Annotated in this window: 17 protein-coding genes; 16 read left to right on the forward strand and 1 reads right to left on the reverse strand. The window is 66.0% G+C overall.

From position 1 onward, the window contains the following. Positions 1 to 35 precede the first annotated feature (35 nt). From EN786_RS14965 to EN786_RS15020, 12 genes are all read left to right on the forward strand, one after another. Positions 36 to 917, forward strand: a complete 882-nt coding sequence (locus tag EN786_RS14965) for a transporter substrate-binding domain-containing protein (protein WP_135908642.1) — start codon at positions 36 to 38, stop codon at positions 915 to 917. A 97-nt stretch (positions 918 to 1,014) separates the two neighbouring features. Further along, positions 1,015 to 1,680: an amino acid ABC transporter permease gene (locus EN786_RS14970; protein WP_126057930.1), complete on the forward strand. Its 666-nt coding sequence runs from the start codon at positions 1,015 to 1,017 to the stop codon at positions 1,678 to 1,680. A gap of 1 nt (position 1,681) precedes the next feature. Further along, entirely contained in the window at positions 1,682 to 2,332 is a 651-nt protein-coding gene (locus tag EN786_RS14975) for an amino acid ABC transporter permease (RefSeq protein WP_127287158.1), read from the forward strand. Between the two features lie 4 nt (positions 2,333 to 2,336). Beyond that, entirely contained in the window at positions 2,337 to 3,131 is a 795-nt protein-coding gene (locus EN786_RS14980) for an amino acid ABC transporter ATP-binding protein (protein WP_128346799.1), read from the forward strand. A gap of 92 nt (positions 3,132 to 3,223) precedes the next feature. Further along, complete coding sequence (locus EN786_RS14985; protein ID WP_135908644.1) at positions 3,224 to 3,685, forward strand: RidA family protein; 462 nt, start codon at positions 3,224 to 3,226, stop codon at positions 3,683 to 3,685. Between the two features lie 27 nt (positions 3,686 to 3,712). After that, a complete protein-coding gene (locus EN786_RS14990) occupies positions 3,713 to 4,903 on the forward strand; it encodes an aminotransferase class V-fold PLP-dependent enzyme (RefSeq protein ID WP_127309941.1) in 1,191 nt (396 codons plus the stop codon). Positions 4,904 to 5,014: 111 nt separating this feature from the next. After that, positions 5,015 to 5,971 carry a metallophosphoesterase gene (locus EN786_RS14995; protein ID WP_127309942.1) on the forward strand — a complete coding sequence of 319 codons (957 nt, stop codon included), beginning with the start codon at positions 5,015 to 5,017 and terminating at the stop codon, positions 5,969 to 5,971. Positions 5,972 to 5,989: 18 nt separating this feature from the next. After that, positions 5,990 to 6,334, forward strand: coding sequence for a cupredoxin family copper-binding protein (locus EN786_RS15000; RefSeq protein WP_245478234.1), 345 nt, complete (start codon positions 5,990 to 5,992; stop codon positions 6,332 to 6,334). Positions 6,335 to 6,380: 46 nt separating this feature from the next. Then, on the forward strand, positions 6,381 to 6,920 hold the full coding sequence (locus EN786_RS15005) for a sigma-70 family RNA polymerase sigma factor (RefSeq protein WP_127309943.1): 540 nt from the start codon (positions 6,381 to 6,383) through the stop codon (positions 6,918 to 6,920). Then, positions 6,917 to 7,828, forward strand: coding sequence for an anti-sigma factor (locus EN786_RS15010; RefSeq protein ID WP_135908647.1), 912 nt, complete (start codon positions 6,917 to 6,919; stop codon positions 7,826 to 7,828). The genes EN786_RS15005 and EN786_RS15010 overlap by 4 nt, the downstream gene beginning before the upstream one ends. 96 nt (positions 7,829 to 7,924) lie before the next feature. Continuing rightward, positions 7,925 to 8,422, forward strand: a complete 498-nt coding sequence (purE, locus tag EN786_RS15015; protein WP_127309945.1) for a 5-(carboxyamino)imidazole ribonucleotide mutase — start codon at positions 7,925 to 7,927, stop codon at positions 8,420 to 8,422. After that, positions 8,419 to 9,495, forward strand: coding sequence for a 5-(carboxyamino)imidazole ribonucleotide synthase (locus tag EN786_RS15020; protein WP_127309946.1), 1,077 nt, complete (start codon positions 8,419 to 8,421; stop codon positions 9,493 to 9,495). The genes purE and EN786_RS15020 overlap by 4 nt, the downstream gene beginning before the upstream one ends. Positions 9,496 to 9,503: 8 nt before the next feature. On the opposite strand, the gene EN786_RS15025 is transcribed toward EN786_RS15020, so the two are convergent. Continuing rightward, positions 9,504 to 9,926: a lysozyme inhibitor LprI family protein gene (locus tag EN786_RS15025; RefSeq protein WP_127283852.1), complete on the reverse strand. Its 423-nt coding sequence runs from the start codon at positions 9,924 to 9,926 to the stop codon at positions 9,504 to 9,506. 244 nt (positions 9,927 to 10,170) lie between these two features. Here EN786_RS15025 and ykgO point away from each other — a divergent pair, with 244 nt between their 5' ends. The 4 genes from ykgO to EN786_RS15045 all read left to right on the forward strand — a co-directional run bounded on the left by ykgO (position 10,171) and on the right by EN786_RS15045 (position 12,733). Next, the gene (gene ykgO, locus EN786_RS15030; protein WP_006203764.1) at positions 10,171 to 10,296 is read left to right on the forward strand and encodes a type B 50S ribosomal protein L36; all 126 of its coding nucleotides are present in this window, start codon (positions 10,171 to 10,173) and stop codon (positions 10,294 to 10,296) included. A gap of 167 nt (positions 10,297 to 10,463) precedes the next feature. After that, the gene (locus EN786_RS15035) at positions 10,464 to 11,060 is read left to right on the forward strand and encodes a hypothetical protein (protein WP_127283853.1); all 597 of its coding nucleotides are present in this window, start codon (positions 10,464 to 10,466) and stop codon (positions 11,058 to 11,060) included. Positions 11,061 to 11,207: 147 nt separating this feature from the next. Continuing rightward, positions 11,208 to 12,269 carry an alpha/beta hydrolase gene (locus EN786_RS15040; RefSeq protein ID WP_127309947.1) on the forward strand — a complete coding sequence of 354 codons (1,062 nt, stop codon included), beginning with the start codon at positions 11,208 to 11,210 and terminating at the stop codon, positions 12,267 to 12,269. Continuing rightward, a complete protein-coding gene (locus EN786_RS15045) occupies positions 12,269 to 12,733 on the forward strand; it encodes a hypothetical protein (RefSeq protein ID WP_127309948.1) in 465 nt (154 codons plus the stop codon). The genes EN786_RS15040 and EN786_RS15045 overlap by 1 nt, the downstream gene beginning before the upstream one ends. Positions 12,734 to 12,739 lie beyond the last annotated feature (6 nt).

A 12,739-nucleotide genomic window follows, 5' to 3' on the forward strand; every position in this document is an offset into this window, starting at 1 on the left:
GTCCACTGGGGAACACAACACGAAAGGAGGTCGCCGTGAACGACACATCCAAAAGACGTGATTTTCTGAAACTGGGAATGGCGGGGCTGGCAACGGCCGGCGTGGTAGCCGCGGCCGCAACGGTCGATGCCAAGAAGGCGGCGGCTCAGGCGGCGCCCGACAGCCTGCTGCGCACCGTGCTCGATCGCGGCAAGCTGATCGTCGGCACCGGCAGCACCAACGCGCCCTGGCACTTCGAGAACGATGCCGGCGAGCTTGTCGGCATGGACATCACCATGGGCCGGATCCTGGCCAAGGGCCTGTTCGACGACCCGACCAAGGTCGAGTTCGTCATGCAGGACCCGGCGCAGCGCATTCCGAACGTGACCACCAACAAGGTCGACATCACCATCCAGTTCATGACCATGACGGCGCAGCGCTCGCAGCTGATCAACTTCTCGCGGCCCTACTACGTCGAAGGCGTCGCCCTGCTGACGCTTCCTTCCGCCGAGAACAAGACCTTCGACAAGCTGCTCGCCGCCGGCTCGGCGACCCGCATTTCCATCCTGCAGAACGTCGATGCCGAGACCTCGGTCCATTACGCCCTGCCAGATGCTCAGGTGATGCAGATCGACACCCAGGCCAATGTGCTGCAGGCGCTGGAATCCAAGCGCGTCGACGCCGCCGCCGTCGATCTTTCCACGGTGCGCTGGCTCGCCTCGCGCAATCCCGACAAATATTTCGACGCCGGCAAGAGCTGGTACTCGATGCTCTACGGCGCGGCACTCCGGCAAGGCGATCTCGACTGGCTGACCTACGTCAACCAGACCTTCACCATCGCCATGTTCGGCCACGAAACCGCGCTCTACGACGCGGCGTTCAAGGACTATTTCGGGCTGGAGCCGCCGGCGCGTCATCCGGGCTTCCCGGTCATCTGATGCCGTTCGCAGAAAGGGCGCCTGGCGCGCCCTTCCATTCCCTTCCAGCGCGGCGCGACCTGTTCGCGCCGCGGCGGAAGTCTTGAGGCTGCAGCACATGGGCTACGCGCTCAACTTCAACCTGATCTGGCGCCATTTCGACAAGCTCTGGGGCGGGCTGCTGCTCAGCCTCGAGCTTGCCGTGATCTCGATCGCCATCGGCATCGTCATCGGGCTGGTGCTGGCGGTCTGGTACGTTTCGGCCGGACGCACGGTGCGGGCGATCATCGCCGCCTATGTCGAGTTCATCCGCAACGTGCCGCTGATCCTGCTCGTCTATCTGGTCTTCTACGGACTGCCGACGGTGATCGACATCGCCTACAGCGCGCCGACCTCGTTCGTGCTGACGCTGTCGGTCTATAGCGGCGCCTATCTGGTCGAGGTGTTCCGCTCCGGCCTCGAGGCCGTGCCGCGCGGCCAATTGGATGCCGGCAAGGCGATCGGCCTCACGCCCTGGCAGCGGCTGCTCCATGTGCGCCTGCCGACGATGCTGCGCATCACGCTGCCGGCGCTCTCCAACACCTTCATCTCGTTGTTCAAGGACACCTCGATCGCCTCGGTCATCTCGGTGCCCGAACTCACCTACGGCGCGCAGTGGATCAACTTCAACACCTTCCGCATCGTCGAAGTCTACCTGGTCACCACGGCGATGTATCTGGTGACCGGCTATGCGCTGCTTTTCGCGCTCAGGCTCGTCGAGCGCCGGTTCAGGGCGGCGCGCTGACATGCTGAGCCAAATCCTCTACGCCGTCCCGTTCCTCGCTCAAGGCTTCGCCATCACCCTGTGGGTGTCGCTGCTGGTCGTGGTGCTTTCGCTCATCGCCGGTGTCCTGTTGGGCGTCGGCCTGGTCTATGGCCCCGCCCCGCTGCGCTGGGCGGTGCGCATCTTCAGCGACACTATCCGTGGCATCCCGATCCTGGTGCTGATGTTCTTCGTCTATTACGGCATGCCGGCGGTCGGGCTTCATCTGCAGTCCTTCTGGGCCGCGGTGCTGGCGCTGACGCTGTTCAAGACGGCGCAGGTGGTCGAGTATGTGCGCGGCGCCGTCGGCTCGATCCCCAAGGGCCAGTCCGAAGCAGCGATGGCGATCGGGCTGACCTTTCGCCAGCGGCTGACCTACGTCATCTTTCCCCAGGCCTTCAGGCGCTTCCTGCCGCCCTGGATCAACGGCGTCACCGACGCGGTCAAGGGCAGCGCGCTGGTCTCGCTGCTCGGCATCACCGACCTGATGCAGGCGATCAACCAGGTCATCGGCCGCACCTACGAGGCGATGCCGCTCTATATCCTCGGCGCGCTGGTCTACTTCGCCGTGAATTACGCGCTTTCGCTGGCCAGCCGTCGGCTGGAGCGACGCTTCTCCTTCATTCGGGAATAGCATGATGTCCGACGCCTCAAACGCCCGTCCCGCGCTGCTCGAAGTCCGCGATGTGTCCAAGGCCTTCGGTGCCGTCGCGGTGCTGCGCTCTGTCAGCCTCGAGGTGACGCGCGGCGAGGTGGTGACGGTCATCGGGCCGTCAGGCAGCGGCAAGACCACGCTGCTGCGCTGCGTCAACTTCCTCGAAAGCTACGACAGCGGCTCGATCCGCATCGACGGCAGGGAGGTCGGCTACCGCGACGCCGCAACGCGCCAGCGCCGCAGCGAGCGCGACTTGGCCAGCATGCGCGCCGAGACCGGCATGGTGTTCCAGGGCTTCAACCTGTTCCCGCATCTGACCGCGGCCGGCAACATCATGCTCGGCCTCACCAAGGTGCGGGGCAAGAGCGCGGCCGAGGCGCGCTCGATCGCCGAGCACTGGCTCGGCCGCGTTGGCCTCGCCCACAAGGCCGACAGCCTGCCGGCCGAGCTGTCCGGCGGCCAGCAGCAGCGCGTCGGCATCGCGCGCGCGGTGGCCATGGAGCCGAAGATCCTGCTTCTCGACGAGATCACCTCGGCGCTCGATCCGGAACTGGTCGGCGAGGTCTTGGCCGTGGTGCGCAGCCTCGCCGAGGACGGCATGACCATGCTGATGGTGACGCATGAGATGGCCTTCGCCCGCGATGCGTCCAGCCGCATCGTCTTCATGGCCGATGGTGGGGTCAGTGCCGTCGGCCCGCCGAAGGAGATCCTGGCGGCGGAGACCACCAACGAGCGCCTCCGCAGCTTCCTGGCGCGGTTCCGCGCCTCGCATTTCTGACATCGGGCGGCGACCCAGGCAACTCCAGGAAAAGTGCAAGCCGTTTTCCGTCCGGAGTTGCGTAGAACAAAGAGAAGCCGCAAGGAGACTACATGACGCCCTATATCCGGCTCGCCGAACTCGGCCTGAAGCTGCCCGAGCCGCCGACGCCCATCGCCAACTTCGTCACCCACGCCGAGAGCGGCCGGCTGATCTTCCTCTCCGGCCAGGGGCCGTTGCGCGCCGACGGCACGCTGTGCACCGGCAAGGTGGGCGAGGACGTGACGGTGGAGGAAGCCTATGCGCACGCCCGCCTCACCGGGCTCAACCTGCTTGCCGTCATGCATGCCGCTGCCGGCGACCTCGGCCGCATCGTGCGCGTGGTGAAACTGCTCGGCTTCGTCAACGCCACGCCGACCTTCAGCGACCATCCCAAGGTGGTCAATGGCTGCTCCGATCTTTTCGCCGACGTCTTTGATAAGATCGGCGGCCATGCCCGCTCGGCGATCGGCGTCGGCTCGCTGCCGGGCAACATCACGGTCGAAATCGAGGCGGTGGTCGAAATCGCCGCCTGAGGTCTTTTCAATACGGGATTCCAGAAGATGACGATCTCCAACATGACAATCCGCGAACGGCTCGGCCTGCGCCCGATCATCAACGTCTCCGGCACGATGACGACGCTCGGCGCCTCGATCATCGTTCCGGAAGCGATCGCGGCAATGACGGAGATCGCCTCGCAATGGGTGGAGATGGACGACCTGCAGCGCGCTGCCAGCACGGTCGTCGCGCGGCTGACGGGCGGCGAGGCCGGATTCATCACCGCCTGCTGCGCCTCAGGCATCACCATGGCGATCGCCGGCGCGATGACCGGCACCAACCTTCTGGCGATCGAGCGGCTGCCAGACGATACGGAAGGGCTGAAGTCGGAGGTCGTCATCCAGCTCGGCCACATCGTCAACTACGGCGCGCCGATCGACCAGTCGATCCGGCTGGCCGGCGCCAGGGTCGTCCCGGCGGGCACCGTCAGCGTCACGCAGGACTATCATGTACGCGAGGCGATCAACGAGCGCACGGCGGCCGCCCTCTACGTCGTCGCCCATCACACCGTGCAGTACGGCATGCTGTCGCTGGAGGAGTTCTGCGAGATCTGCCATGCCAAGGGCGTGCCGGTGATCGTCGACGCCGCCTCGGAATATGATCTGCGCAGCTTCCTCGCGCGCGGCGCCGACATCGTCGTCTACAGCGGCCACAAATTCCTCTCCGGCCCGACCAGCGGCATCGTCACCGGCCGCAAGGACCTGGTGCGCGCCGCCTATCTGCAGAACCGTGGCGTCGCTCGGGCCATGAAGGTCGGCAAGGAAAGCATCGCCGGCACGATTGCCGCGCTGGAAGCGTGGGAGAAGCGCGACCATGCCGGCATCCGCAAGCGCGAGGAAGCGGCGCTCAACCTGTGGAAGGACGCGCTGCAGGGCCTGCCCGGCATCGTCGCGCGCATCATCCCCGACCCGACCGCCAATCCGCTCGACCGCCTGCAGATATTCGTCGCGCCCGAAAGCCGCTTCACCGCCACCGGCCTCGCCTCGGCGCTGGCCGCCGGCTCACCGCCGATCATCGTGCGCAACCACGAGGTCGAACGCGGCCATTTCTTCCTCGATCCCTGCAATCTCCATCCCGGCGAGGCCGAGATCGTCGCCGAGCGCCTGCGCGCCGTGCTGACCGCCAAGGACCGCCCGGCGGACGCAATGAAGGTGGCCCGCAAGGATTCAGCCGGTGCCTTGCGCTGGCCGGACTAGGCATTCCTGATCACGACAGTGTGAACGGCCGGGTTTTCGCCGGGCGGGAATAAACCGCCGGCATGACGGGTCTCCTCGACATACGCCGCTTCGGGCGTTGAGGAGACCGACATGACCCATCACCACGATGACGACGGCGGCGACGGCATCAGCCGCCGCCATGCGCTGGAATGCATGATCTGGGCCGGCACCGGCGTGCTGTGGACGATTTCGGGCGGCGTGCCCGTATCGCTCAACCTGCTCGGGGCTGCTCAAGCCGCCGAGGCCATGGCCACCGGCTTCACCTTCCTGCAGATCTCCGACAGCCATATCGGCTTCGACAAAGCGGCCAATCCGCATGCCATCGACACGCTGAAGGAGGCGATGGGCAAGATCCAGGCGCTGCAGCAAAAGCCCGCCTTCCTGATCCACACCGGCGACATCACCCATCTTTCCAAGCCGGCGCAGTTCGACAATGCCGCCCAGATCATCGGCGGCGCCGGCTTCGACGTGCACTACGTCCCGGGTGAGCATGACCTGATCGACGAGGGCAACGGCCAGGCCTATCTCGAACGCTACGGCAAGGGCACGAAAGGCGCCGGCTGGTACTCGTTCGACCAGAACGGCGTGCATTTCGTGGCCCTCGTCAATGTCGTGAACCTGAAAGCCGGCGGGCTCGGCAACCTCGGTGCCGAGCAACTCGCCTGGCTGGCGGACGATTTGAAGGCCGTCAGCGCCTCGACGCCGGTCGTCGTCTTCGCCCATATTCCGCTGTGGGCGGTCTATCCAGAATGGGGCTGGGGCACCGACGACGCGGCGCAAGCACTCGGCCTGCTCAAGCGCTTCGGCTCGGTCACCGTGCTCAACGGCCACATCCATCAGATCATGCAGAAGGTGGAAGGCAACGTCACCTTCCACACCGCGCGCTCGACCGCTTTTCCGCAGCCGGCGCCCGGCACCGCTGCCTCGCCCGGACCGATGACGGTGCCGGCCGGCCAGCTGCGGGGCCTGCTCGGCACCAGCCGCGTCATGGTCAAGCAAGGCGGCAAGGACCTCGCCATCATCGATTCGACACTGGCCGACGCCTGAACGGCAAAGGAGCCCAACATGATCTGCATACGCCTTCCGGCCCGGCACATGGCCGCGATGCTGACCGCCTTCGCCCTGACCACGGCGACCTCCCAGCCGCTCAGCGCGGCGGACGCGCCGATGGTCAAGATCGAGAACTTCGCCTTCACGCCGCCGGTGCTGACGATCAAGCCCGGCACCACTGTGACCTTCCGCAACGACGACGACATCCCACATCTGGTCGTCGCCAACGATTCCTCCTTCCGCTCCAAGGCGCTTGACACCGGTGACACATATGAATTCACCTTCGCCAAAGCAGGCGATTTTGCCTATTTCTGCGGGCTTCACCCGCACATGCAGGGCAGGATCACCGTCGCTCCCTGAAGGCGCGCGGCGGACCCAGCCCGGGGTGCCGGACAATGGTGCGGTGTTGAGCGAAAAGGCCCTGGCCGAGCGCTTCGGCGCGGTGGTGCTGCCCCATCTCGGCGACGCGCTTGCGCTCGCCCGCTGGCTGACCGGCAACGCCGCAGACGCCGAGGATGTGGTGCAGGAAGCCTGCCTCAAGGCGCATGCCGGGATTGCCGGCTACGCCGGCGGCAACGCCCGCGCCTGGCTGCTGACCATCGTGCGCAACACCGCCTACAGCTGGATGTCGCGCAACCGGCCGCGCGGCACGATCGCCGTCGGCGACCTCGGCGATCTCGACGAGATGGCGGCGGCGCATGGCGCCGGCCTGCCGGATGACAATGGTCTCGAGGCGAGCCTCATCGCCAAGGCCGATATGGCGGCACTTGGGGCGGCGATAGCGGCACTGCCGCGGCCGTTCCGCGAGACGCTGGTGCTGCGCGATATCAACGGCCTGAGCTACCGCGAGATAGCGGCCATGCTCGGCGTGCCGATCGGCACCGTGATGTCGCGGCTGGCGCGCGCCCGCGGCCTGCTTGTGTCTGAACTGGGGAGAGCGCCATGACCGGACATGACGACGGACTGCCCAACGATCCGGAAGGTATCAGACTTATGATCCATGCCCTTGTGGATGGCGAACTTGATGCGGCAGCGGCGTTGGCCGTGGAGCGGCGCATCGCCGCCGACCCGGCGCTTGCCGCCGAGCATGCCCGCATCGTCGCGTTGCAAGCGGCGGTCAGCCGCTTGCCGCGTCCCGATGTCAGCGATGCCTTTCGGGCCCGCATCGCGGCGATCGGCATGGCGGGCATCGAACAGCAGGCGCCCGCCGAGGCGGCAGAGCCGCAGCGGGGTGCGTCGCCGGCGCTACCAAGATTGATTGCGGGCGCTGACGGAGGCCAGAGGCGAGAAACCGGGACGCGTCCCTCCCAGACGCGGCCATCGTCAAAGACACGCCTTTTTGGCTCGTTCGATTGGCGGGCGCTGGCGGCGTCGATTGTGATCAGCGCGGTGCTGGCCAGCGGCGCAACGCAATGGCTGATGTTCAACGGCGCGTCCGACAGCTTTGCCGCGGCGGTCGCCAGCGGCCATCGCCGCAGCCTGCTCGCCGCCAGCCCGATCGACATCGTTTCGTCCGACCGCCACACCGTGAAGCCGTGGCTCGACGCCCGCATCGGCGTGTCGCCCCCGGCGCCCGACCTCGCGCAGGACGGCTATGCGCTGATCGGCGGCCGGGTCGAAGTGATCGCCGACCGGCCCGTGCCGGCATTGGTCTATCGCCATCGCGAACACCTGATCACGCTGGTCGCCGAGCCGCAGCAGGGTGGCAGTGCCAGCCAGCCCGAAGACCTATCGTCCGGCGGCTTCTCGCTGGTCCACTGGAGCGACGGGGCCTTCTCCTACTGGGCGATCTCGGACATGGAGCGGCCCGAACTCGACGACTTCGTCGCCCGCTTCCGCAAGGCGGCCGTGTAAGCCGATTTATGGCCGCCGGCCTCGCGATGCCGGCGCGTCCTTGCCGTTGCCGGCGAATTCCGCTAATGCGCGCCTTTGCCGCCGGGAGCGAAGACCTTGACCGATCAGCGTGCCGACGTCGCCATCATCATGGGCAGCCAGTCCGACTGGGCGACGATGCGCCACGCCGCCGAAACGCTGGAGGCGCTGGGCATCCCGCACAAGCGGCTGATCGTCTCCGCCCACCGCACACCCGACCGGCTCTATGATTTCGCCAAGAGTGCCAAGGCGGCCGGCTACAAGGTGATCATCGCCGGCGCCGGCGGTGCTGCGCACCTGCCCGGCATGACGGCGGCGATGACGCCGCTTCCTGTCTTCGGCGTGCCGGTGGAATCGAAGGCGCTGTCCGGCCAGGATTCGCTGCTCTCCATCGTCCAGATGCCGGCCGGCATTCCGGTCGGCACGCTCGCCATCGGCAAGGCGGGTGCCGCGAATGCCGCTCTTCTCGCCGCCGCCGTGCTGGCGCTGAACGACGACCGGCTGGCCGCCCGGCTCGACGCGTGGCGCGCCGCCCAGACCGCCAAGGTTGCCGCCGAACCGACGGACGCGCCATGAGCCTGCCTGCGGGATCGACCATCGGCATTATCGGTGGCGGCCAGCTCGGCCGCATGCTGGCGATGGCCGCGGCCCGTCTCGGCTATCGCACCGTGGTGCTTGAACCGCAGGCCGATTGCCCGGCGGCCCAGGTCGCCAACCGCCAGATAACAGCCGCCTATGACGATGCAGAGGCCCTCGCCGAACTCGCCGCGGCCAGCGCCGTCGTCACCTACGAATTCGAGAACGTGCCGGTGGCCGCCGCCAGCACGCTGGCCGCCAAGGTGCCGGTCTACCCGCCGGCGCGCGCCCTCGAAGTGGCGCAGGACCGGCTGGCCGAGAAGAAGTTTCTCAACGGCGTCGGCATTTCGACCGCCGATTTCCGCGCGATCGACAACGATGCCGAACTGACGGCCGCGCTGAAGGAATTCGGCGGCAGCGGCATCCTGAAGACCCGGCGCCTGGGCTATGACGGCAAGGGCCAGCGCGTCTTCCGCAACATGGACACCGGCGGCTTTTCCGGCACCTGCGAGGCGATGGGCAATGTGCCGCTGATCCTCGAATCCTTCGTCGCCTTCGAGCGCGAGATATCGGTGATCGCCGCGCGCGGCCTTGACGGCAGCATCGCCGCCTACGATCCGGCCGAGAATGTCCATCGCGACGGCATCCTGCACACTTCGACCCTGCCGGCCGGGATCAGCCATGAAACGGCGGCCGCCGCGCAGGCCGCGGTGGCAAAGGTACTGGCGGCGCTGGATTATGTCGGCGTCATCGGCGTCGAGTTCTTCGTGCTCGCCGACGGCTCGCTGCTCGCCAACGAGATGGCGCCGCGCGTCCACAATTCCGGCCACTGGACGGAGGCCGCCGCGACGGTCTCGCAGTTCGAGCAGCATATCCGCGCCGTTGCCGGCCTGCCGCTGGGCACGCCCGGCCGTCACTCGGACTGCGTCATGGAAAACCTGATCGGCGACGACGTCAGCCGCGTTCCGGCCTTGCTCGCCGAGCCCGACCTGATGTTGCATCTCTACGGCAAGGCCGAGGCGCGCGCCGGCCGCAAGATGGGCCATTTCACCCGGATCAGCCGTCGAAGCTGAGCACCGGCTTACTGCATGTCCTGGTCTTCGTCCTCGTCCGGGCTGGCGCAGGTCGCGTCGCCTTCCTGGCAGTTGCGGCCGGACGTGAGCTGCTTGACGCGCTCATTGGTCAGCTCCGTCAGGCATTGCGAGACCTCCATCGGGTAGATGGAGCCGCCCTCGCTGTCCGCGGCGGAATAGGCGCATTCCGCGTCGCGGAACGTGATCCAGGCGCGCTGCGCCGCCTGCAGCAATTTGTTGGATTTCTCGTCGCCATCGCCGACAAGACCCTTGTAGGTTGCATTGAGCTTGGCGTCCGCCGCCTGGTAGTCGGCATTTGCGCAGATATTCATCATCTGCTGGCTGTCGTCGTTGCGGTCGCATTCCTGCGCCCGCGCGACCGGGGCCGCCGCCAGCACGGCAAGACAGGTGGACAGAACCATCAGGCGCATGTGCGTCTCCAAATCATCTTGCGAGGCGACGGCACCATTCCAGCCCGACCCCGGCTGCGCAATGCCACGCAGCGGAGATGGCGAACATTTGATTGCCCGCGATTTCAGCCGGCGATAAAGCACGCTTGCGGTTGACACGGGCAAGGCTCCTCGTTTATGAGCCACGCAAGTTCAAAGGCGCGCTTTTTCGGGCGCGCCTTTAAAATTCGGCCCGGCAGCGGGCCCCGACCGAACAGGCAAGACCATGAAGATCAAGAATTCGCTCAAGGCGCTGAAGGCGCGTCACCGCGACAACCAGCTGGTTCGTCGCAAGGGTCGCATCTACATCATCAACAAGACCGCCCCGCGTTACAAGGCGCGCCAGGGCTGAGCTTTGCGCGCGGCTTAGTGCATGTCGCCCAAAGGTGCCAAGCGGTTTTGGGACAACGACATGCACATAGAGACCACGCCGCGCGTCTATGATGGTATTGCCGGCTTGCCGGCTCCTTCACGCTAAAATCACTTTGCCGATCCGCCGTCCGGGATTAGATTCCGGCGATGCGGATTCGTTTTGCATTCCTCGCGACCCTTTGCCTGTCCGGCGCTGTCCTGCCGGCCGCTTTGGCGCCCGCTTGGGCGAATGATCCGGTCGCGCCGCCTGTGGCTGCGACCAAGCAAGCCCGCCTCGACCAGCTGTTCACCGACCTGAAGCGCGAGCGCAATGAAAAGGCCGCCGAGCGCATTGCCCAGCGCATCTGGAGCGAATGGTCGCAATCCGGCAGCGCCTCGATCGACCTGATGATGCAATGGTCGCAAAAGGCGATGGAAGACCAGAAATACGACGTCGCGCTCGATTTCCTCGACCAGGTGGTGACCTTGCAGCCGACCTATGCCGAAGGCTGGAACCGGCGCGCCACGCTGCATTTCATGATGAAGAACTACGGCAAGTCGATGTCCGACATCGACCACACGCTGCATCTCGAGCCGCGCCATTTCGGCGCCCTGTCCGGCCTGGCGCAGATCATGGCCGAAACCGGCCACAAGCAGTCGGCGCTGGAGGCCTGGCAGAAGGTGCTCGCCATCTACCCGATGATGCGCAGCGCCCAGGACCAGGTCGGCACGCTGTCGGAAGAGCTTGCCGGCGAAGGCATTTAAGGGAATAGGCATTAGGCGCTAGGCAGTAGTGAGAAACATCCCCTACTGCCTACTGCCTACTGCCTACTGCCTACTGCCTACTGCCTACTGCCTACTGCCTAAGCCCCTCCTCCAGAACTATTTCCGCTCCGTTCCGTATTCTCCATCATGAACCTCATCTACGCTGCGTTTGCCTTCTTCCTCGCGCTCGTCCTTGCCTTTGTCGGCGTCACCCGCGCCGGTGCCTGGCTGATCGAGCGCCGCAACCTGCCGGTCGGCGACTTCGCCGACATCGGCGGCGCACGCATCCATTATGTCCATGTTCCGGCGCCGGCCAATGCGGAACTGCCGCCGATCGTCTTCATCCACGGCGCCAGCGCCAATCTCAAGGATCAGATGCTGCCGCTGCGGCCGCTGCTCGAAGGCCGGGCCGAGATGCTGTTTCTGGACCGGCCCGGCTTCGGCTGGTCTGAGCGCGGCGACAACGAGACCTTGCTGGCGCAGGCCGACACCATCGCCGCGCTGATGGATCAGCTTGCGATGAGGAAGGCGATCGTCGTCGGCCACTCCTTCGGCGGCGCAGTCGCCACCGCCTTTGCCCGCAAGCATCCGGACAAGACGCTGGGCCTCGTCTTCCTGTCGCCCGCCAGCCATCCCTGGCCGGGCGGGGCGACGGCCTGGTACTACAATCTGACGGCCATTCCGCTGATCGGCCCGCTGTTTTCCGAGACGCTAGCCTATCCGGCCGGAGCGCTGCGCATCGATGCTGCCACGGCCTGCGTCTTTTCTCCCAACAAGGCGCCGGACGGCTACGTCGCCACCGCCTCGATCCCCCTGGTGCTGCGGCCAGGCGCCTTTCGCGCCAACGCCGCCGATGTGGCTGGGCTCTACAGCTACGCGCTCGACGCTTCGCCGCACTACCATGACATCAAGGCGCCGACCGTCATCATTTCCGGTGACCGCGACAAGGTGGTCTACGCCACCATCCATTCGACCGGCCTTGCCCGCGATATCCCCGGCGCCGAGCTGGTCTGGGTACACAATCTCGGCCACAAACCCGACTGGATCGCGCCGGATCTCGTCGTCGGCGCCATCGAGAAGACCGCCGGCAAGAGCATCGACCTGCAGGCGATGGCGAGGAGCGTCGAGGCGCGGCTTGCCGACGATGCCTACAACCAGGGACAATGCCCCGACATCACGGTGCCCGGCGCCGAGCTGGCGCCGACCTGATGTATGTCCTGAAGCACGGCATCAAGAAAAACCCCGAAAAATTCTGGGCGCTGCCGGACCGCATTTTCTTTGGCTACGGCGCCTGCCACATCCTTGCGGGCACTTTCCTCGGTCATCCTCCCAAGGGCGGATTTTACGGCGAGCGGATCATTCCAGGCGAAGGCTTTTCGGGAAATCACATCTATGTGACGAACGGCGTGATCGCCTTCGACTACCATGGCTATTCCCGGCGCGAGCGGCTTCTGCAACACCACAAAAGGGGATGGGCCGCGCACAGCGCCGGATGGCACTGCGCGCTCGAAAGGGTCGACTTCGATCTGCTCGAGACCGTCGAACTCAACCGGCGCAAGATGCGCGGGCCGGATCAGTATCTGCATGATCCCATCCCTCGCGCGCGCCACTTCCTGCGGCGTGTCGATCACGGCGAAGGTGCGGCAAGAGCGCTCGGAACTGCAGCGGACTAAACCGAG

It is taken from the genome of Mesorhizobium sp. M4B.F.Ca.ET.143.01.1.1 (genome assembly GCF_004792275.1).
GTDB classification, from domain to species: domain Bacteria; phylum Pseudomonadota; class Alphaproteobacteria; order Rhizobiales; family Rhizobiaceae; genus Mesorhizobium; species Mesorhizobium abyssinicae.

What these genes read in the sequence shown, in the direction of transcription:
- EN786_RS14970 (WP_126057930.1), top strand. Translation starts at nt 1,015, where the DNA reads ATGGGCTACGCGCTCAACTTCAACCTGATCTGGCGCCATTTCGACAAG.
- EN786_RS14975 (WP_127287158.1), top strand. Translation starts at nt 1,682, where the DNA reads ATGCTGAGCCAAATCCTCTACGCCGTCCCGTTCCTCGCTCAAGGCTTC.
- EN786_RS14980 (WP_128346799.1), top strand. Translation starts at nt 2,337, where the DNA reads ATGTCCGACGCCTCAAACGCCCGTCCCGCGCTGCTCGAAGTCCGCGAT.
- EN786_RS14985 (WP_135908644.1), top strand. Translation starts at nt 3,224, where the DNA reads ATGACGCCCTATATCCGGCTCGCCGAACTCGGCCTGAAGCTGCCCGAG.
- EN786_RS14990 (WP_127309941.1), top strand. Translation starts at nt 3,713, where the DNA reads ATGACGATCTCCAACATGACAATCCGCGAACGGCTCGGCCTGCGCCCG.
- EN786_RS14995 (WP_127309942.1), top strand. Translation starts at nt 5,015, where the DNA reads ATGACCCATCACCACGATGACGACGGCGGCGACGGCATCAGCCGCCGC.
- EN786_RS15000 (WP_245478234.1), top strand. Translation starts at nt 5,990, where the DNA reads ATGATCTGCATACGCCTTCCGGCCCGGCACATGGCCGCGATGCTGACC.
- EN786_RS15010 (WP_135908647.1), top strand. Translation starts at nt 6,917, where the DNA reads ATGACCGGACATGACGACGGACTGCCCAACGATCCGGAAGGTATCAGA.
- EN786_RS15020 (WP_127309946.1), top strand. Translation starts at nt 8,419, where the DNA reads ATGAGCCTGCCTGCGGGATCGACCATCGGCATTATCGGTGGCGGCCAG.
- EN786_RS15025 (WP_127283852.1), bottom strand. Translation starts at nt 9,926, where the DNA reads ATGCGCCTGATGGTTCTGTCCACCTGTCTTGCCGTGCTGGCGGCGGCC.
- ykgO (WP_006203764.1), top strand. Translation starts at nt 10,171, where the DNA reads ATGAAGATCAAGAATTCGCTCAAGGCGCTGAAGGCGCGTCACCGCGAC.
- EN786_RS15035 (WP_127283853.1), top strand. Translation starts at nt 10,464, where the DNA reads ATGCGGATTCGTTTTGCATTCCTCGCGACCCTTTGCCTGTCCGGCGCT.
- EN786_RS15040 (WP_127309947.1), top strand. Translation starts at nt 11,208, where the DNA reads ATGAACCTCATCTACGCTGCGTTTGCCTTCTTCCTCGCGCTCGTCCTT.
- EN786_RS15045 (WP_127309948.1), top strand. Translation starts at nt 12,269, where the DNA reads ATGTATGTCCTGAAGCACGGCATCAAGAAAAACCCCGAAAAATTCTGG.